Annotated in this window: 18 protein-coding genes and 1 pseudogene; 15 read left to right on the top strand and 4 right to left on the bottom strand. The window is 49.7% G+C overall.

The window, feature by feature from the left end:
• Positions 1 to 684: 684 nt before the first annotated feature.
• The 3 genes from acpS to Q0614_RS02915 are packed head-to-tail and all read right to left on the bottom strand — an operon-like array spanning position 685 to position 2322.
• A complete protein-coding gene (gene acpS, locus Q0614_RS02925; protein ID WP_298786421.1) occupies positions 685 to 1056 on the bottom strand; it encodes a holo-ACP synthase in 372 nt (123 codons plus the stop codon).
• A 28-nt stretch (positions 1057 to 1084) separates the two neighbouring features.
• On the bottom strand, positions 1085 to 1579 hold the full coding sequence (locus Q0614_RS02920; RefSeq protein WP_298786419.1) for a peptidylprolyl isomerase: 495 nt from the start codon (positions 1577 to 1579) through the stop codon (positions 1085 to 1087).
• 8 nt (positions 1580 to 1587) lie between these two features.
• Positions 1588 to 2322, bottom strand: a complete 735-nt coding sequence (locus Q0614_RS02915) for a YebC/PmpR family DNA-binding transcriptional regulator (RefSeq protein ID WP_298786417.1) — start codon at positions 2320 to 2322, stop codon at positions 1588 to 1590.
• 133 nt (positions 2323 to 2455) lie between these two features.
• On the opposite strand from Q0614_RS02915, the gene Q0614_RS02910 reads away from it, so the two are divergent.
• The 15 genes and pseudogenes from Q0614_RS02910 (at position 2456) to Q0614_RS02840 (ending at position 19062) form a co-directional block, all read left to right on the top strand.
• Entirely contained in the window at positions 2456 to 2680 is a 225-nt protein-coding gene (locus tag Q0614_RS02910) for a heavy-metal-associated domain-containing protein (protein WP_297880669.1), read from the top strand.
• Between the two features lie 3 nt (positions 2681 to 2683).
• Positions 2684 to 4861 (top strand): cation-translocating P-type ATPase, encoded by a 2178-nt coding sequence (locus tag Q0614_RS02905; RefSeq protein ID WP_298786415.1) that lies wholly within the window; start codon positions 2684 to 2686, stop codon positions 4859 to 4861.
• A gap of 725 nt (positions 4862 to 5586) precedes the next feature.
• Positions 5587 to 6837, top strand: coding sequence for an ankyrin repeat domain-containing protein (locus tag Q0614_RS02900; protein WP_298786414.1), 1251 nt, complete (start codon positions 5587 to 5589; stop codon positions 6835 to 6837).
• Positions 6838 to 7526: 689 nt separating this feature from the next.
• A complete protein-coding gene (locus Q0614_RS02895; protein WP_298786412.1) occupies positions 7527 to 9227 on the top strand; it encodes a Na+/H+ antiporter NhaC family protein in 1701 nt (566 codons plus the stop codon).
• Positions 9224 to 10507 (top strand): tRNA (uridine(54)-C5)-methyltransferase TrmA, encoded by a 1284-nt coding sequence (locus Q0614_RS02890; protein WP_298786411.1) that lies wholly within the window; start codon positions 9224 to 9226, stop codon positions 10505 to 10507. The genes Q0614_RS02895 and Q0614_RS02890 overlap by 4 nt, the downstream gene beginning before the upstream one ends.
• A gap of 100 nt (positions 10508 to 10607) precedes the next feature.
• On the top strand, positions 10608 to 11819 hold the full coding sequence (gene ilvA, locus Q0614_RS02885) for a threonine ammonia-lyase (protein ID WP_298786409.1): 1212 nt from the start codon (positions 10608 to 10610) through the stop codon (positions 11817 to 11819).
• Positions 11820 to 12569: 750 nt separating this feature from the next.
• Positions 12570 to 13283, top strand: coding sequence for a DUF4230 domain-containing protein (locus Q0614_RS02880; RefSeq protein WP_298786407.1), 714 nt, complete (start codon positions 12570 to 12572; stop codon positions 13281 to 13283).
• Positions 13284 to 13736, top strand: a complete 453-nt coding sequence (locus tag Q0614_RS02875) for a hypothetical protein (protein ID WP_298786406.1) — start codon at positions 13284 to 13286, stop codon at positions 13734 to 13736.
• Between the two features lie 667 nt (positions 13737 to 14403).
• On the top strand, positions 14404 to 14748 hold the full coding sequence (locus Q0614_RS02870; protein ID WP_298786405.1) for a hypothetical protein: 345 nt from the start codon (positions 14404 to 14406) through the stop codon (positions 14746 to 14748).
• Positions 14699 to 15325 carry a sulfatase-like hydrolase/transferase gene (locus tag Q0614_RS02865; protein ID WP_298786404.1) on the top strand — a complete coding sequence of 209 codons (627 nt, stop codon included), beginning with the start codon at positions 14699 to 14701 and terminating at the stop codon, positions 15323 to 15325. The genes Q0614_RS02870 and Q0614_RS02865 overlap by 50 nt, the downstream gene beginning before the upstream one ends.
• Positions 15325 to 15537 carry a hypothetical protein gene (locus Q0614_RS02860; RefSeq protein ID WP_298786402.1) on the top strand — a complete coding sequence of 71 codons (213 nt, stop codon included), beginning with the start codon at positions 15325 to 15327 and terminating at the stop codon, positions 15535 to 15537. Before Q0614_RS02865 ends, Q0614_RS02860 begins: the two co-directional genes overlap by 1 nt.
• Before the next feature lies 1 nt (position 15538).
• Positions 15539 to 15966 (top strand): annotated as a pseudogene (locus Q0614_RS02855) (sulfatase-like hydrolase/transferase); the annotation flags it as partial.
• 15 nt (positions 15967 to 15981) lie between these two features.
• A complete protein-coding gene (locus Q0614_RS02850) occupies positions 15982 to 16152 on the top strand; it encodes a hypothetical protein (protein WP_298786399.1) in 171 nt (56 codons plus the stop codon).
• Between the two features lie 499 nt (positions 16153 to 16651).
• Positions 16652 to 18802, top strand: coding sequence for an autotransporter outer membrane beta-barrel domain-containing protein (locus tag Q0614_RS02845; RefSeq protein WP_298786397.1), 2151 nt, complete (start codon positions 16652 to 16654; stop codon positions 18800 to 18802).
• A gap of 110 nt (positions 18803 to 18912) precedes the next feature.
• Positions 18913 to 19062 carry a hypothetical protein gene (locus tag Q0614_RS02840; protein ID WP_156187200.1) on the top strand — a complete coding sequence of 50 codons (150 nt, stop codon included), beginning with the start codon at positions 18913 to 18915 and terminating at the stop codon, positions 19060 to 19062.
• Positions 19063 to 19438: 376 nt separating this feature from the next.
• Here the strand turns inward: Q0614_RS02840 and Q0614_RS02835 are convergent.
• Positions 19439 to 19773 (bottom strand): hypothetical protein (locus tag Q0614_RS02835; protein ID WP_298786395.1); only part of this gene is annotated, 335 nt, incomplete at its 5' end.

The following is a 19773-nucleotide window of genomic DNA, read 5'->3' as shown; positions in this document are numbered from 1 at the left end:
TTTCGCCGTGTAAATTTTGATCGCTCGCTGCTGTGGGCACGCCGCTTATCTGTGCGCTTAAACTAACGGCAGACTGAGCGGTAAATGTAGCTACGCAAGCTCGCCTCCGTTTTTTCGTACAAGCAAAAGAGAGCGCCGCACTATCTGCGATATTTTATTCGGCGTAGATACGGCGTAAAAGCTCTTGCTTGAAATGGGCACGACGAACAGATGCCGCCGCAGCAGCGATGTATGCTCGGTCGGCTCATGAACTTTCGCTTAATCCTTGATGATGCGATAGATTAGGCAGAGCAGACTTCGTATCCGTTTTAAATTTCAAAGCACGATTTTGTCGTGAAATTTTAATAGAAAATCTATGCTTCTGTCGTTAAATTTCGGGTCGAAATTTTACCTTTTGAGTTTATGCCGCCTCGCCGCTATAAAATTCCAAGTCTTAAATTTAAAGCAAAATTCTGCGGGCGGTGAAATTTCAAAATTTCGTTGTGGTAAATTTTGTGCTCTAAAATTTCATCCATGAATGTAGAATTTTAAGTCGGCAAATATAAAATTTGAGATAGTCAAAGTTTGCCACTGCGCCGTGAAATACTACTCTGCAAAATCTGCGCCTAACCTCACAAGGCCCGTCGTGCAAAATTTATGCAGAATTTACGCGGAGTTCTTGCTGCCGTGCGCTGCTTCGCTTCGTTACTTTGAGCGCGGCTTATTAAGTTTTAGTGCGACTACGGCGATTGCGACGTTTGCGTCGTGCGTGATGCTAAGGCTTGCGGATTTGATATGAAATTTTTTACAGATTTTTTTACGTATTTTTAGGTGCGGCGCGCCCAGGGCGTCTTTGTAAATTTTAGCGTCTTTAAAGCCGAATTCCGCGCCGATGCCGGTGCCTAGCGCCTTGCTAAGCGCCTCTTTGGCGGCATAGATGCCCGCGATACTTTCGTCGCGCAGCGCGGAGGAGCGTTCGGATTTTTTCAAAATGCGCTTTAGAAATTTCGCGCCGTATTTTGCGCGCAGCGCTGCGATCCTGCGCACCGCGGTTATGTCCGTGCCGATCTTTATCACGGTTTGGCGCTCCGCGGTTTAAATTTAATCACGATTGTAGGCTCTCTTTAATCTCGATGTCGATGATCTTATCGCCCTGTCTGATCGCGTCCAAAACCGCTAGGCTAGGCTGATCCACGATTTGTCCGAACACCGTGTGCTCGCCGTCTAAGTGCGGCTGCGCGCTGTGGCAGACGAAAAACTGGCTACCGCCCGTATCGCGCCCCGCGTGCGCCATCGATAGCGCGCCGCGCACGTGCTTGTGCTTTTGGCGGTCGCATTCGCACTTTATGCGCCAGCCGGGACCTCCCGTGCCGGTGCCGCGCGGGCAGCCGCCTTGGATCACGAAATTTGGAATTACGCGGTGAAAATTTAGCCCCTTGTAAAACCCGCTGCGAGCAAGGCTAGCGAAATTCGTAACCGCCTGCGGGGCTTCGTCTGCGAAAAGCTCCAGCTTCATATCGCCCTTTTCGGTTTTTATCACGGCGTATTTATCGCGCGCCAAAGCCTCTGCGTCAATGTCGTAAATTTTTAAGCTTTCCATTTTTTCTCCTATGCGATGTTGGTGTAAACTGCCTGCACGTCGTCTTCATCCTCTAGCCGCTCTATTAGCGCGTCTATGTCGCCAAGCTGATCCTCGCTAAATTCGTGCTTTTCGTTGGCGACGAATTTTAAGCTTGCGCTGATGATCTCAAGCCCTATCTTTTCGATACCTTCGTTTAGAGTGCCGAAGCTTTCGTATTCGCCGTAGATTAGAAGCGTCTTTTCGAGCTCGCCCTTATCGTTTTCAAACTCGTTGATCTTAAGCTCGCTAAGACCGAAGTCGATGAGCTCAAGCTCCAGCTCCTCGATGTCGCGGCTCGGCAGTTTAGTCTCAAAAACGGCCTTGTGCGAAAACATAAATTTCAAACTGCCGCTCGACAAAAACTCGCCCTTGGCTTTGTTTAAAATCGATTTTACGTTTGCGACGGTGCGGGTCGGGTTGTCGGTGGCGCATTCGATTATTAAAAGCGCGCCGTGCGGCGCCTTGCCGTCGTAAAAGATCGTTTTGATATCGGCGCTATCTTTGCCGCTAGCGCGCTTGATAGCCGCGTCGATGTTGTCTTTGGGCATATTTTGCGCCTTTGCCGTGGCGATCGCGGCGCGCAGTTTGGAGTTCATCAGCGGATCTTCGCCGCCCTCTTTCGCAGCCATCGTTATGGCTTTGCCCAGTTTTGGGAAAAGTTTGCTCATCTTCCCCCATCTAGCTTCTTTTGAAGCGCGTCTGTATTCAAAAGCTCGTCCCATAAAATTCCTTAAAGCTTAAATTTAAAAACGGGTGATTATAACGAAAAACCCTTAAATTTCAGGAGCGGGCGTTGAAATAAAATTTATTAAAAAGTAGTATAAGTTTTGAAATTTTAATCCAAAGGAGAGGCTCATGGCTTTAAAACAAAGCGTAAAATTTAAGGCGCAAAATATCCACTGCGAAAACTGCGCGAGGACGATCAAAAACGCGCTTAAGGACGATTTCGGCGAGATCGAGGTGGACGTGGCAAGCGGAGTGGTGAGTTTAAGCTTAGATCCGCGCGACGAGGCTAAATTTAAAGAGGAGATGGACGATTTGGGCTTTAGCGTCGTAGAAAAACTGTCCTGCGAAAACTAACGGATGTCAAGCAAAATCACTCTAAATATCGTCGGGATGAGCTGCGTAAACTGCTCCAATGCGATCGAGCGGGTAAGTCGCAAGATCGAGGGGGTGCAGGACGCGCACGTAAATTTCGCAAACGGCAGCGGCGAGTTCGTACTTGCTGATCCGGCGCTTGAGGAGACGCTAAAAGCCAAGATCAAAAAGCTAGGATATGACATCGCCGTGGATTACGAGGATTTGGAGCGCAAAAAGCGACGCAACCTCAAAGCGGCGCTATTTAGGCTAATCCTCGCTCTCATTTTAGCCGCGGCGGTAATGGCGGTGGAGATGAGTGGGTTTTTAAGCTTCGTTCCAAAGGCGCTGCTTTGCGCGGCGATGGCGTGCGTGAGCCTATTTTACTGCGGCAAGAACTTCTTTTATCACGCTTACGGCTCTCTGAAAAACAGAAGCTTCGATATGAACGTGCTCGTGGCGATGGGAAGCTTTTTTGCGTTTGCTTATTCGCTAACGGCCGCGGCGTGGGTCTATACGCACGGCGCACAGAACGAATTTACCAATCTTTATTTCTCGTCCGCCTCGATGATAATCGCCTTTATTTCGCTCGGCAAATACCTCGAAGAGCGTAGCAAGATGAAGGCGAACGACTATATCAAGGGGCTAATCGATCTAAGCCCTAAAACCGCGCTTTTGATCAAAGACGACGGCACGATAGCCGAAGTGCGTGCAGAAGCGCTAAAGCCGGGCGATAAAGTGCTAGTAAAAAACGGCTCGCGCATCCCTTGCGACGGGCTTATCGTAGAAGGCGGCGCGCAGATCGACACTTCGCTCATCAGCGGCGAGAGCTTGGCGGTTTATAAAGGCGTGGGCGATGAGGTAAACGCAGGCTGCGTCAGCACGGACGGCGTCATCTACGTGAAAGTGACGAAATTTTCGCATCAGACGCTGCTTGCCGAGATTAAAAATCTGCTAAATGAGGCGGGCAACAAAAAGATGCCGATCGCGCGCTTTGCCGATAAAATTTCAAATATCTTCGTGCCTGCGGTGATTTTGATCGCGCTTGTTAGCTTTATCGCGTGGACTGTGCTTGACGGGCGGCTTTCATACGCCGCATCCGCCGCTATCTGCGTGCTTATCATCTCCTGCCCGTGTGCGCTAGGTCTTGCGACGCCGATTGCGATCGTTTGCGCGATCTCAAACGCCGCAAAGGCTGGAATTTTAATCAAAAATCCTGAAATTTTAGAAATTTTAAAGGACGCGGACGTCGCGGTTTTCGATAAAACCGGCACGCTTAGCAAGGGCGAAATTTCGGTAAGCTTCAGCGATCTGAGCGCCCAGGATCTTTACGCTTTAGCAAGCGCGCAAAAGCTTAGCGAGCATCCGATCTCAAAGGCGATCGTAAAATTTGCCGAGCTGAAATTCGGCGAAATTTCTAAGCTTAACGGCGAGTTTGAAAGTATCGCGGGCAAGGGGATCGTCGCTAAAAATCCCACCGGCGAAATCCTTTGCGGCAGCGCGGGCTTTCTGCGCGAGCGCGGCGTAGATGCGGGCGTCGAAATAGAAGCAGAGGAGCTTTTAGACAAGGGTTTCGGCGTCGTTTACTGCGCGATAGGCGGCTCGTACGCGGGCTTCATCGCATTTAGCGACGAGATCAGAGCCGAAGCGCGGGACGTCGTGCAGACGCTGCAAAAAAGCGGCGTAAAAACCGTCATGCTAACGGGCGATAACGCCAAAACGGCAAATTTCGTCGCTCGCAACCTCGGCATCGACGAGGTAAGAAGCGGAGTGCTTCCAAGCGGCAAATATGAGTTCATCAAATCCCTGACGGATGAGGGCAAACGGGTGCTTTTCGTGGGCGACGGCGTCAATGACGCACCGAGCTTAAAAGCCGCCAGTATCGGCATCGCGATGAACGGCGGCAGCGATGTAGCCAAGGGCGCGGGCGACGTGATCTTTATAAAAAACGACCTTGCAAGCGTACTATATCTCTTCCGCCTATCGGAAGCTGCCATGCGGACGATCAAGCAAAACCTCTTCTGGGCGCTATTTTACAACGCCGTATGTATCCCGATCGCGGCAGGCGCGCTATATCCAGCGCTCGGCGTGCTTCTAAAGCCGATGTACGGCGCCGCGGCGATGTGCTTTAGCTCCGTAACGGTCGTGCTAAATTCCATCAGATTGAAATTCGCTAAATTTTAACGCGACGAAATTTGCGCTAGCCGCGGAATTTTGCGCGGCAAAATTTTAATTCTACTCCGCGCAAAATTTTATCTTGCGGCTAATCGCGCGCGGAATTCCGCGGGATTAGCGCTGCTTGCAAAATTTTATCTTGCGATTAATCTGGCGTAAAATTTCGTGAATTCCGCCGCCGGATTCCGCGTTAGCAAGCTTGCCTGAGTTAACTTCGGCGGACGGCTTTATTCGGCGGAATTTTTACGGGCGAAATTTAACTCTACTCGCTGCGAATTTCTTTCGTTTTGAAAGATCTCTTTTTCTCTGCACAGAGCGTGCAAAATTTTACTCCCGCGGTTAATCACTCGTGAACGCGTAAAATTCTATGAAATTTGAGCGCTTATAATTTTATTTTGCGGTAATTGCGCGTGCAATTTTGCGAGATTTGCGCCGTTTGTGAAATTTTATTTTGCATCTAGCCCCACGTATAAATTTTAAAATTTTAACGTCGCAGATCGCCGCGCCGTCATACGGTGCCGCCGTCCGACTATCGCCTAGCACCGCTCGCCGCCGCGTCGTATCCGGCGCCGTCCATCGCTACGCCGCTACCAGACCGTTCAGTACAGCTCGCCGCCGCGCCGTAAAATTTTAAAAATTCCGCAAAATTTTATAAGGTTGAAAGGAATTCCGTAGAATTCTACCGTCCGCACTAAGTTTTAATAAATAAATTTAAAGGTAAAATAACGCTTCAAATGCAATTCGAGGTAGCGATGCGAAAAATTCTAATGGGTTCGTTTGTTTTTTGCGGCACGCTTTTTGGCGCTTCTTGCGAGCAGATACTAAGCGATCCGCGCGGCTTTTTTAGCAAAGAGCCTGCGGACGAAGAGTTGCTGCAAAGCGATTTTGGCTGTAAAGGCTCGCTAGCTGGCGCAGAATTTTTGCAAAATTTAAAAAGCGCGGCTTCTGAGATCAGGGACGAAAATATCGATTGTGTCGGTAACGAAGCCTTGCTGAACGAAAAAAGGCTTGAGCGAACCTTGGCATTTGCGGGGATGGATGGCGAGGGCTTTTTGAGCTATGCTAAAGAGAAAAACTACGCGCAAATTAGCGAAAAATCGCTTGAAGCCTTAGAATTTTACTCCGAGCGCAAGATTGGAAATTTCATCGCTTATGGCAATTTTATGGGCGAGATCTCAGCAGTCAGGGAGGCGCTAAAAGATTATTTCGCCGCCAAATTTAATAAAAACGACGCCGATGAGCTGGCAAGCGCCGTGATAGCGGAATTTATCGCATACGCCGCAAAGGATCGCAAGGCGGGAGATTACGGTGAGCTTGAGTTGGCGCTAAAAGGCGGAGTAGGTGCAGATGAGTTTCGTACGCTACTTTTTAGCAAGGATTTTGCAATTTACGAGCTTGATAATGCCCTGGATTTGGCACTTTTGCTAGGATATGACGAGCGCTTTAGCGGTGTTTTGATCGAGCGAGGTGCGCAGGTGAATGCGGGTGAGGAAAACTCTCTATTTTACGCGATGAATAACGTTCAAAGCGCTAAATTTATGATCTCTAAAGGCGCTTTGGTTGGCTATAAAAACTCACTTGGGCAAACTCCGATATTTTTCGCCGCCGCGGCAAAAAATTATGAGCTGGTAAAGTTGCTAATCTACTCGCACGCTAGCGTAAATGTCCGCCAGATCGGCAGCGCCGAGGCCCAGGCTCTAGCATCGTTAGGCGAGCGTAGCGACGGCTGTGAGCGTTCGAGCGCGGGTAAGACACTGCTGATGTTTGCGGCGCAAAAAAGTACCAAGCAGATCGTTGAATTGCTCGTAAAATCGGGCGCAAACGAAAAAGCAGTTGATGAGTCGGGGCTAAATGCGCTAGACTACGCGCTTGCGGGTGGCGAAGTAGCTACGCAGAGCTATTTGCGCTCGCTTGGATTAAGTCCTACACAAGCAAGCGATGATTTTACGAGCGATCCGCAAGATGCACCTGAGCGTGAGAATTAGCAAGCAGGCTTGATTTAAAGGGTTGCTCGCCGCTTCTTCGTTTTAGGCTTGCAGCGTTTTAGGTTTGCAAAAGCTTTATGAGCTTTAAATTTGGAGTTTTGCCGCTTTGTAAATTCTATAAATTTAGCGGATTTTTCGAGTGCGAGTTGGTAGAATTTAACGCTTTAAAATTTTATCGCTTTGCTTGCGCAGGTTGCATGCTCTGAAATTTTATAAACGCGCAGACGAGCTTTAAAAATGGCGATATTTGTGCGTTTATGCGCGATAAAATTTTTGCCGAGGGATTTTGGTTTGCGATCAAGAGCGGGATTTCGTCAAATTTTGCGCACGAAATTTATCGCTCTTGCGGCAAAGCAAGTGTCGCAGTGTTGCGGAATTTTACCTTGACTTGGGGGCTTTTGCTATGTTAAGTAGAATTTAAATGCATTTATAAAACGCTTTTTGATTACGCCGCGCGCGGTATTTTGCACCGGAGAGATTTTTCTGCGCGATAAATTGCTTAAAAATGCATGCTCGAAATTGTAAACGCAGCAAAATTGTAGAGCTTGCTGCGCGATTAAGGCGCTCAATAATCGCCGTAAAAGAAAGCACGCGAATACGAATAATTGCTGCAAAGTGCGCATAATTTTAAAATTTAGCCCCCGATCGGAGGTTAAATTTTAAAATTTTATCAATCATCAAGGATTAAAATGTTGAAAAATTTGCTTATCTTTACGGCGATTTTTTTGCCCGCGCTGGCGCTTGCGGACGTGGAGCCCGCCGTGCGAAACAGCGAGCTTTACGGAGTGCTGACGCTGATCCCGCCGGTTGCGGCGATCGTGCTTGCTTTCATCACCAAGGACGTGATTTTGTCGCTGTTTTTGGGCGTGCTAAGCGGGACCTTTCTCATCGGTATGGTCGATCAAAATATCGCGGCTTCGGCGCTTTTCGCTTTTACGAACCTGTGCTCGCGCATGGTAAAATCGATGGCGGATACGTGGAATGCGGGTATTTTGCTTCAGGTTATGTGTATCGGCGGGCTCATCGCTCTGGTTACCAAAAGCGGTGGCACGAAGGCGCTTGCGCTCTGGCTTAGCAAGCACGCGGATACTCCAGTTTTGGGTCAAATTTATACCTGGCTGATGGGTATCGTGATATTTTTCGACGATTACGCAAACGCGCTGATCGTGGGTCCGATAATGCGGCCGCTTATGGATAAATTTAAAATTTCGCGCGCAAAGTTCGCCTTTATAATCGACGCGACCGCCGCGCCGATCACCGGTATCGCGGTGATCTCCACCTGGGTCGGAGTTGAAATTTCGGCGATCAAAGAGGCCTACTCGCAGATCGGCATAGAAAACATAAACGCCTTCACCGTCTTCGTTGAGACGATCCCGTATAGATTTTATAATATTTTCATGATCTTTTTCGTAGTCGCCACCGCTGTGATGAGCAGGGAGTTTGGCTCGATGTATCGCGCAGAGATCGCATCTCGCGGCGGCAAGAGCGGAGCTGCGGATTTTAAGATTAAAAATTTAGAGGATCAAATTTTCGTACCCAAAGAGGGCGTCGTGCTTCGCAAGATAAACGCGCTAATCCCGCTAGGCGCGATGATCGTCCTTTCCGTCATCGGATTTTATCTCAACGGCTACAGCTCGCTGGAGGGCGAGGCTTTGGAGGCGGTCAAAGCAGCCCCTCTTAGCTTCACTTCGATCCGCACCGCATTTAGCGCGGCGGATGCCTCGGTCGTGCTGTTTCAATCCGCGCTATTTTCGTCGATCATCGCCGTCGTTTTGGGAATCGCGCAAAAAATTTACGGCGTAAAAGAGGCGATCGAGGTCTGGGTCGGCGGCTGGAAAAGCATGCTAAATACCGTCATAATCCTGCTTTTTGCGTGGTCGCTTAGCTCGGTTATCAAGGAGCTAGGCACTTCGCGCTACCTAGTCGAGCTTCTAAGCGACGCTACGCCGCACTTTGCTCTTGCAATAGTGATCTTCGTGCTTAGCTCGTTTATCTCATTTTCCACCGGCACGAGCTTTGGCACCATGGGTATCGTAACCCCTCTGGCCGTGCCGTTAGCGCACGCCGTGGGGCAAAAATACGGATTTAGCGGCGAGGAATTTCATGTTTTTATGTGCGTAAATATCAGCGCGGTGCTCACCGGAGCAATCTTTGGCGATCACTGCTCGCCGATTTCGGATACGACGATCCTCTCTTCGATGGGCGCAGGCTGCGATCATATCGAGCACGTAAGCACGCAGATGACCTATGCGCTGGTCGTTTGCGGCATCAGTATCATTTGTGGCTACCTGCCTGCGGGCTTTGGACTTAGCGTGTGGGGATGTCTGATCTTGGGTATCGCGGCTATCATTCTTTTACTGCGCACGGTGGGTAAAAGAGTGGATATATGAATTGCGAAAGCTTCGGCAGCTGCGGCAGTTGCACGCTCGGCGGGTCTTATGAGGATCAAATTTTATACAAAAAGCAGCTGATTGGCGATAAATTTAGAGAATTTTTTGATGGTGAGTTTGAGTTTTTTGCCTCACAGCCGCAAAATTACCGCATCAGGGCGGAATTTGGCATCTGGCACGATATTTGGCATAGCGCATTTGATCTTGCATACACGATGGGCGGTGCACGTAGCAAGAAAATTTTAATTAACGAATGCCCCAAGGTAGCGCTTCCTATCGCAAATTTAATGCCGCGACTGCTAGAGACACTTAGGTGGAGCGAAGCTTTAAAAGAGAAGCTCTTCGGCGTCGAGTTTATCTCGTGCGCTAGCGGGATTTTGGCGACGCTGCTTTATCACAAGCGCCTGGGCGAGCGCGAGCAGGAGGCGATTTGCGAGCTGGCGGACAAGCTTGGCATCAGGGTCATGGCTCGCGCACGCGGACAGAAGCTTCTAAGCGGCGAGCTAAGCCTCACGGACGAGCTTTGCGTGGACGGGCGAGTTTATAAATTTCGCTTCGGCGAAAACGCCTTCATCCAACCCAACCGCGGCGTGAACGAAAAGATGATCGCCTGGGCTAGAAGCTGCGTGGACTTCGGCAAAGACGGCGCGGGCGAGATGTGCGCCGCGCAGAATTTCGCCGCTAGGAATTTTACTGAAAAAAATTTTGCCTCGCAAAATTCCGCTGTGCAAAATTACGGCTGCGAGAAGCCCGCCGCGCAAAATTCGAGCTGCGAAAAACATGCCGTGCGCCCAGAAAGCTCCGCCGCGCGCGATCTGCTGGAGCTGTACTGCGGGCACGGCAACTTCACTATCCCGCTTGCGGCTAAATTTAACCGCGTGCTGGCGAGCGAAATTTCAAAAAGCTCGATCGCGAATGCCCGCATAAACTGCGAGCTCAACGGCGTTTGCAACGCGCAATTCATCCGCCTTAGCGCGGATGAGCTGATGAGTGCGTTTGCGCGCAAGCGCGAGTTTGAGCGGCTGAAGGGGATCGATATTTTCAGCTACGATTTTTCGCACGTCTTGATCGATCCGCCGCGCGCGGGGCTGGAGCCTAGCGTGATTGATTTCATAAAAAATTTTCAAAATTTGATCTACATCTCCTGTAATCCGCAGACGCTTTTTGAAAATTTACGCTCGCTTTGCGTTACGCATGAGGTGCGCAGGTTTGCGATCTTCGATCAGTTCGCGCATACGGCGCATATCGAATGCGGCGTGCTGCTAAAGCGCAGGAGCTAGGTGAGCTTAAAACCGAAGTCGCGGATTTAGGCTGCGCGCGAGATAAAATTTCGCCTAAAATATGTATAATAACAAAATTTAAAATTACGAAAGGAAGTAGATGGTTGATCTAAATAAAATCATCCAAGCAAAGCGCACGATAAACGATTTCGTCTATAAAACGCCCTTTGCTCTGGCGCCGAAGCTCAGCAAGCTTTACGGCGCGGAAGTGTATCTCAAAAGCGAGAATTTGCAGCGCACCGGCGCGTATAAGATTCGTGGCGCTTACAATAAAATCGCGCACCTAACGGACGAGGAGCGGGCGCATGGAGTAATAGCCGCAAGTGCGGGCAACCACGCCCAAGGCGTAGCGATGAGCGCGCAAAAATTCGGCGTGCATGCCGTGATCGTAATGCCTGAAGCCACGCCGCTACTTAAGGTAAGCGGCACGAAGGCTCTGGGCGCAGAGATCATCCTAAAGGGCGATAATTTCGACGAGGCGTACGCGTTTGCGCTGGAATATGCGAAGGAGCACAATCTGACGTTTGTCCATCCCTTCAACGACGAGTTCGTCCAGGCGGGCCAGGGCACGATCGCGCTTGAGATGATCGAAGAGGTCGCAGATCTTGAATACATCGTCGTTCCGGTTGGCGGCGGCGGGCTTGCGACGGGGGTTTGCAGCTGCGCCAAGCAGATCAACCCCGACATTAAAATCATCGCCGTAGCCGCCAAGGGCGCGCCCGCGATGCACGATAGCTTCGTCGCGAAAAAGCCGCTAAATTCCGAATCGGTCCGCACCATCGCCGACGGTATCGCAGTGCGAGATACGAGCGAGATCACGCTCTCTACGATCATCGAGTGCGTCGATGAGTTCGTGCAGGTCGATGACGAGGAGATAGCAAGCGCGATACTCTATCTGCTCGAGCAGCAAAAAATCATCGTCGAGGGCGCGGGCGCGGCGGGCGTAGCAGCGCTGATGAACGCGAAATTCCAATTCCCCGCCGGCGCAAAGATCGGCATCATCCTAAGCGGCGGCAACATCGACGTGCAGATGCTAAACATCATCATCGAAAAAGGCCTCATAAAATCGCACCGCAAGATGACGATCAACGTCACGCTCGTCGATAAGCCGGGCGCGCTTACGGGACTTACCGAAATTTTGCGCCGCGCCAACGCAAACATCGTCAAGATCGACTACGACCGCTTCTCTACTAATATCGAGTACGGCGATGCGCAGATTACGATCACGCTTGAGACCAAGGGCAAGGCTCATCAAGAGGACATCGCCTGGGCGCTCAAAAACGCAGGGTATGATTTCAGGGAGATTTTGTAAAATTTTGCTCGGGCTTGTGAAATTTGCCTACGCTTGCAAAATCTGCTTTTGAATTTATCCGAGATTGTAAAATTTACTCTGTGTTTGCACCAATGCTGCGCGCGACGCGGCTAAATTTACACTCGTTTGCGTACAGGTTGCGGCTCGCTACGGCTCGTTATAGCTTCGGCTCACCGCGGTTAAATTTTAAATTTACATCCGCTTATACCCGCTGCGCCGAAACACTTTGCGGCTCGCGGTTTTAAATTTTACGTAGAATTTAAAATTCTAAATATGCAGCGCAAGCCGCAGTTTAAATAGCGCGAGCGTAGCTCGCCCTTCTAGCGTCGCGCGGGTGGGGGTTCGTAAGGGGGCGGGCGCGCCTCGCAACTCCGAGCGCCGCCCCCTTACGGATTATGTGTAACGCATACACGGGCTCGAATTTATAAAGATTTCACTATGTTAAATTTTAGTATTTTTAGCTCTTTGTGTATTTCTCTCGGGGCGGGAAGGAGGCCCCAATTGCGAGGTCACACCTCTCGCAGAGGGTGGCGCTGCCCCGCAGCGCCGCATTGCTCTACTCGCCCACAAACCCCACCTAACCCCGACGACGCTAGCGGTGCGAGCCTTGCGGCTCGCGTTAAATTTTATAATTGCGCCGCACGCTTTGATTTTTAAAATTTCTTGCCGCAAAAATCGTAAAATTTCAATTACACTACAAATCGGCGCTGTATTTTGCTAAAATACCGATAAAATTTTAAAGGATGAAATTTGGAAAATTTTGCTTTTCTTCTAAATTTAGTGATATTTTGCATCTTGGTTTTTATGTTTTTTAAGATGCGCAAAAGCGGCGAGCAGGCTGACAAGCCGCAGATCGCCACCGACATCACGCGGCTTAAAAGCATCGGCGAGCTGAGCGTTTTTAAAATTTACTCCAAAGAGATTGTCACGCGCAAGCAAAACGTAGGCAGCGGGCTGCTGGGCTCGCTCGTCTCGCCGCTGATGACGAAAAAGCAGATCGCCATCATCTTCGAGTTTGAGATCGAATTCGTTTACGACCTGCTAAGTCCTGAGTTTGCGATATTGCCGCAGGGCGAGGATCGCTACGAGATCAAGATGCCGCCGTGCAAATACAAATATTCGATCAAAGATATGAAAATTTATGACGAGAAAAACGCCAAACTGCTGCCGTTTCTGCTGCCCGATTCGCTAAACGGGCTGTTCGGCGCGAGCTTTGATGAAAGCGATAAAAACCATCTCATCGACGATGCTAAGGACGAGGTCAAGCAGCTCTCGTTAAAAATTATCAACGATCTTGGCGGCAAGATCCACAAATCCGCGACCGACACGTTGGAAGCAATCGCCAAGAGCTTCGGCGCGAAGGAGGTCGGATTTATCTTCCAGGACAAGGCGCTTCAGACGATTGACATAAACTCCAGCGAGATCGCAATCGATAAGTCGTTAAAATCGCAGATCGAGAAGTAGATGGAGCTTTTTAAGGCGCTTTTTAAAATTTACTTCGCCCGCATGCTCGCGTTTATGGATGCCTGCGCGAGAGCTTGGCAGCGATTTTATGAGCCGATTAGGCTGCGCAAAGAGAAAAAACGCCTGCGCGCGAAGGGCTATTTTACCGAGGATGCGACGTGGGCGGAGTTTTTCGCGGATTTTAAATTTTGCAAATGCTTCATCATCAAAAAAATCCTCTATCCAAACTTCTATGCTATCAAAAACTCCTCCAAATGGGAGGCGGGCTCAAAGCGAGCAAGCTTTTCTGTAGGCTCATTTGCATACGATGAGATCGCGTGGGTGTGGGTGCCGCGAGCCTTCGACGGCGGGAGGAAAAACGATCTGGAAAAGCTAAAAAATCTACTGCAAAAAATCCCCGCGCTGCGCTACGAGCAGAGCGACACCGGGATTAAAATTTTCGGCTACGAGTAAGGTAATTCGGCCGGCGAAAATTTGGTGATGAAATTTGGTGATGCGCTCGCGCCGAGAAATTTCACGCATTCGCTGCGAAATTTCGATACGTTAGCGCCTCGTACATGCACGTTTGCTCGGCGTGAAATTTGCACGCTCTGGGCTGCTGCGAAATTTCGCGCAAATACCCGCTGCATAAATTTGATGCAAAAAGCGGGCTTGCATTTTGCGCGTAAATTCTGCGCGAGCGTGCGTCTGTGCGTGGGATTTGCGCGCGGCAGTTGTTTTTGGTGCGGCGTCTTGCGGATTTAAATTTATGCGCTCAATCGCGTCGTATTTTTGATACGCGGCACGGCACGGAATTTTGCCGTTTAGGAAGCGCGCCGTGCGGCAAATTTCGCAACAGAAAATGTCGCATCAATTTCGCCGCATTCAAATTTCGGCAGGTAAAATTTGCCTTGCGGCATCGTGTCGCGCAAAAATTCGCCGATCGCGGCGCAAAAACAGACGCGCTCAATTTCGCGGTAGAGATTTCGGCGCGGCACAATTTGTAAGCGTAAAATTTACCGCCTGTTTTCATTGCGTTGGCGTGAGCCGACTTGAAGCGCGGCACAATTTGTGGATGCGAGACTGCGCCGCAGCGGTTCCGGCGATGCGGCAGATGTAAATTTAAAAATAAAGAGCAAAAATGGTTCAACTACTACTTGATAAAGAGAGGGCTCTGCTTGCGCCCGCGCCGAAATTTTATTTCGGCCTATGCGGCGCGGTGGGTGTATTTTGGCTCGTCGTCGCGCTTAATTTGATCGTTTGCGCGGCGCGGGCGTATTACTTTTACGGCGTGGAAGATCGCATATTTTCGCGGATCTTTGAGGATTTTTGCTGCATTTTGATCATAAATTTGCTCATCTTTCATCTCTGCTTCGTCGTTTTTAGAAGATTTTTCGGGCTTGTCGCTCTGTTTGTGCTAGCGATCAATACGCTTTGTGCGGCTATCTCGCTCTTTTTGGTCGTTTTTTTTCGACTCCGCTTTTAACGTCGTCGCGCTCGATGCGATAATCCACACCGACGCGAACGAAAGTAAGGAATTCGCCGCGCAATTTCTCAGCGCGGGCGTGATCTGCTCTTTGCTCGCATTCGCGACCGCGACGTTTGTCGCGCTGAAGTTTAAAAAAAGCTCGTGCAGCGCGAGGCTGCGAGCCGCATTTAGCGTGATCTATCCGATTTGTGTGGTCATTTTTTGCATTTTTACGGCGACCAAAATCGCAAGCGGCGGCGAGCGTTATCGCGCGACGCTCGGCACATACGCTTCGCTTGAGTTCGCGTTCGTCGTAAAAGATTATCTCGGCGATGCAAATTTCCTTACCGATCTGCAAAGCATCGAGCGTGGCTACGACGAGGCGAAGCGGGCGAATTCCGCGCTTGATTTTAACGCAACGCAGATTAAAAACGTCGTGCTGATTATCGGCGAGAGCCTGCAGCGCGGCCATATGTCGCTTTACGGATACGGCAAAGATACGACGCCTTTGCTAAATGATCTGCAGCGGCGGGGGGGCTGCTTATTAAATTTAGCGATACTGTTTCGTGCTACGGCGCGACCAATCCCGCGCTGATGCGGATACTTAATTTCAGCGACTACGAAAGCGAGCGCGAAAGGCCGTGGTTTGAGAGCCTTAGCATTATCGATATGTTCGCGCTGAGCGGCTTTCGCACGATGTGGATCAGCAATCAAGAAGCCTTCGGCAAATTTGCCCTTAGCGCAAAAAGTGCCGCCGATCGCGCCGAAAAAAAGCATCTTTCTTTCCACAAGCGATCAGCTCGATAGCATGCGAGTCGCGCACGACGGCGCGCTGCTGCCGATCATCAAAGAGGCGAAAAAATCGCAGCGCGAGCGAAATTTCTACGTCGTGCATCTCATGGGAAATCATATGGACTATAAAAAACGCTATCCCGAGGAATTTGATAAATTTAAAAGCGACGATATCGCCTTACCGTTTACGCAAAAGCAAAAGGTCGCCCTCGCGTGCTGCGATAACAGCGTGCTGTATAACGACTACGTGGTGAATGAAATTCATCGGATGAGGACAGCCTCATCGTCTATCTTAGCGATCACGGAGAGAATATCTATGAGCAAAACGGCCTCATCGGGCACAACATCAATACCCGATTCACCTACGAAATTCCGCTGCTTTTCATCGCTTCAAAAAGCCTTATTGCCGATCATGCGGAGCTTTGGCGGCGCATAGGCGCGGCGAAGGACGAGCCTTTTATGAGCGACGATCTGGCTCACGTGCTCGCCGATATTTTAGGCATAGAGCCGCTGCAGTTTAACGTGCGCAAAAGCCCGCTGCGCGATGAATTTGACGCTTCGCGCAGGCGAATGACGAACGGGGTGGATTACGACGAAAATTTAAAAGGTAGGGTAGGATACGGGCGGTAAACGGCTCCGCGCCGAAATTTAAGGCTTTACGCGCCGTATTGCTTCCGATGCCGTCTACGATCGGGCCGGCTCGAAGCTGCACTTGATTTTGCCGCGAGCGTCAAATTTAACGCTCGTATTTTCGGCGCGAAGCGACCGTCTAACGCAATCGCGCTCGGAAATTTACCAATATCGCGGGGCATTTGCTACGAGCCCGCAGCATCAATTCGGCGTTACCGTTGCGCTGCAAATTTATGCGCCGGCGTGATGCTAAATTCGTTTCTTGAGGATGGGCGATTTTTGCGATTTCACAATGTAAATTGAGCGAAATTTATTGCGTTTGTGCTTTAAATTTACGCCGCAAAACGAATATTTTTTAATGCTACTTTAAAAATTTAATAGTTAATAATTCTTTAATATTGATAGGAGTATAATACATTTCAAATTTTAGCGTGCAAAAGCGTCGCTAAATTGAGTTCGCTTGCCGCTATTTCATCTCGCATTTATGGAGGAGTTCAAAATGCACAGTAAAACTATCGGCGCGAGTTTATCTTTGGCGCTCGCCGGCCAACTTTACGCCATACCCGTTGCGAATCCGCTTACGATCGATAAAACCATGGATTTAAATAATTACGACGTCTATGAAAAAGACGTCGACGACGGAACCCTAACGGTAAAAAATCCGACCGTCGCGCAGATAATTACGCTCGATAGCCAACCGAGCGATAATTCCCCGTTGAATAATATCATCGTAAATAGCGCCACGGCAGCCGATCAGACGCTTAAGGGCAATGCTTTGACGATGAACGGCGGTACGCTCAATAGTATAAACGTAGCTTCCTCGCAGCAGGACGGTACCGTATTTAGCGAAAATACACTGAATCTAAACGGCGGTGAGCTCAGGAAAACGCATCTCGTTGAATCAAACGGTAGAGCTACGGCTACGAAAAATGTCTTAAATTTAAACGGCACTATGATTTATCACGGTCTTTCGGTTGTAGATATCAATGGGGGTGCGGCGAATGAAAATACGCTTAATATCAACGGTACCAAAGGCGAACGTTTAACGACTACCTTTACCGCTGCGTATCTCGGCAATAGCGGCACCGCCGATGGTAACGTTTTAAATATCAACGGCGGCACGATCGGCGATTCGTTGAGCGCTATGCGGGCCGCATTTGCATGGGGAAATAGTAAGCTTACGAACAACGTCGTAAATCTCAAAGATGCGGACGATCTTCGCGGTAGGATAGACGTTGCAAATATAATGTGGGCGCACGACGGTGCGGAAGCGAGAGATAACGTGCTTAACGTATATGTCCGCGATAAAGATTGGAGCCGATTGGATCTCTGTGTCGCATTCGGTCGGGAAAACCAAAAATTAAGCGGCAACACTTTCAACGTCTACGGCAAAAACGATACGTTTAAATCGATCGCGGGCTTTGAAAAACTCAATTTCTATCTAGCCGCGGATACCGCAAATGACGAGACGATTTTAAATTTAGTAAGCGGCGAGCTAACCGATATAAGCAAAGCGACTATCGGCGTGGGTATAGCAAACGGAGCGGATAAGCTCAAATCGGGCGATCGCGTAAATCTCATAAAAACCGCAAGCGGGATAAAATTCGGCGATATGGCTAACCGCTCCGAACAGTTAGTTCAAAGCGGGCTTTCGACTGCCTATACATTCGCCTTGCGTAGCGCTAACGACAATAAAGACCTGATCGCCGACGTAACCAAAATCACGATAAATCCCGATCCGCAGCCTCTGCCGAATTCCGATCGAATCGGAGCGAAGCTAATGGCGCAAAATAAAAATACGCTGGAAACCGGCGCCGCGGTGCTGGGCGCGATAAATCAAAGCGACGATATCCTTTCGGGAATAACGGATACCGCAGACGGAACGTTTGCGTATGTGGGAGGTTTTAATATGCGCTACAATTCCGGCTCTTATGTAGAAAACAAAGGTATCTCCGTGCTCGCAGGAGCGATGGGCCGTATTGGGGACGGCGCGAGCCTGGGAGGATACGTAGAAACGGGCGGCGGTAAATATGAGAGCTTCAATGATTTCGCCGTCAAAGGCAGCGGCGATCTCAAATACGCGGGGGCGGGCATTGTGAGCGAATTCGACTTGGCGGAAAATTTCTATGCCAAATCGGGAGTCAAAATCGGTCGTATCAAATCGGACTACGAGGCTTCTCTGGCCTCGGGAAGGGCCGAATACGACGTAACGAGAACCTACTACGGGGCAAATTTAGCCCTCGGCAAGATTTTCGAACTGAGCGCTAATCTCAATGCGGACGTTTATGTCAAGGGCTTTTATACGCATATCGATTCTAAGAAAACGGAGGTCTTGGGCGAGGGCATCAAGCTGGAGGGTATCGATTCTGTAAGAAGCAGGGCAGGCGCTCGATTTAATTTCGACGTAAGCGATAACGTGGAGCTTTTCGCGGGAGCCGCTTTCGAGCGAGAATTTAAAGGCAAGATCGGCGGCTATAATAGTACCTACGCTATGGATATTGATGCCGCGAGCGTCAAGGGCAATACCGCTATCGGCGAGATCGGCGCGAAGTATTCGAGCGGCAAGCTGGATACTTCCTTGAAACTAGAGGGTTTAAGCGGCAAGAAAGAAGGGATCAACGCGGGATTGCGCTTCGTTTATAAATTTTAAGCGGCTAAAGTATGCTTTAGCCTGCGTCGGTGCAATCAAAGGGCGGGATTGAAATTGAAATCGAAGCTTTTAAATTTAGGTATAAAATCAAATTTTTTAGCTGCATACTATTGAAAAAGATTGGGCTTGCCGAGCGCATCGTCTCGGGAGCGCAAACGACGGATAAAATTTCGTTTGGATACGAGCCGATATGCCTGCAAAAGGCGTATGCATTGAATTTGAAACGCCCGCTTTCATTATGCGCGATGAAGATATTTTAAACTCAAGGCATCGTAACGTCGCGATGTAAATCTCAATAGTCGCGTCGTAGCAAAGTTTGCAAACCTTTCGCGGCGCATTTTTCGCTACAATTTACAAAACGGCGTCAAAAAAAAGCGAGCGTCTTTGGCGCAGACGCTTGCTAGGTCCCTGCTACGCCGCGTTTGCAAACGCCGTCGCCGATACGCTCGGGCTGAGCGGCGCGCAACGAGGATTTAAAATTCCAAACTCCGCCTTTGCAAGATGAAATTCCGCGCTTATTTCGTCGCACCGTAAATTTTAAAATGTGCGAAATTGTACCGCTTAGGCGATCGAAAAACAATCGCAATGCGGCGATTCAAATTTAAACCTCTCGCGTAAAATCGTCGCCCTGCGCGCCTAATGCCACAGATCCTGCGAGCTCGCGGAGCTTTTCATACTAGGCCAGGCAAGGAGCAGCACCGCAGGCGCCAAGGGCTCGAATAACAAATTCGCTAGCGCCATGTATTTTACGACGCTTGGGGTGATGAGGGGCGGCGCGAGTACTTGCAGCATGCCGTAGATGATGTCTGCGGCGACATCAACGATTAGCAGTGCGGCGTATACGGCAAAAAACTTGTATCCGGTAGCGGCGCGCAACTTAAAATTTATAATTATCCAAGAGAGCGTAACCGCAAAAATCAAATACGGCACGTATATTTGCAGCCTATTACAATCACATCTTCTGAGTATAT

The organism is uncultured Campylobacter sp. (assembly GCF_937997595.1).
In the GTDB taxonomy this organism is placed as follows: domain Bacteria; phylum Campylobacterota; class Campylobacteria; order Campylobacterales; family Campylobacteraceae; genus Campylobacter_B.
Note: the sequence above shows the minus strand (reverse complement) of the source record. Positions and strands in the feature narration are given on the sequence as shown.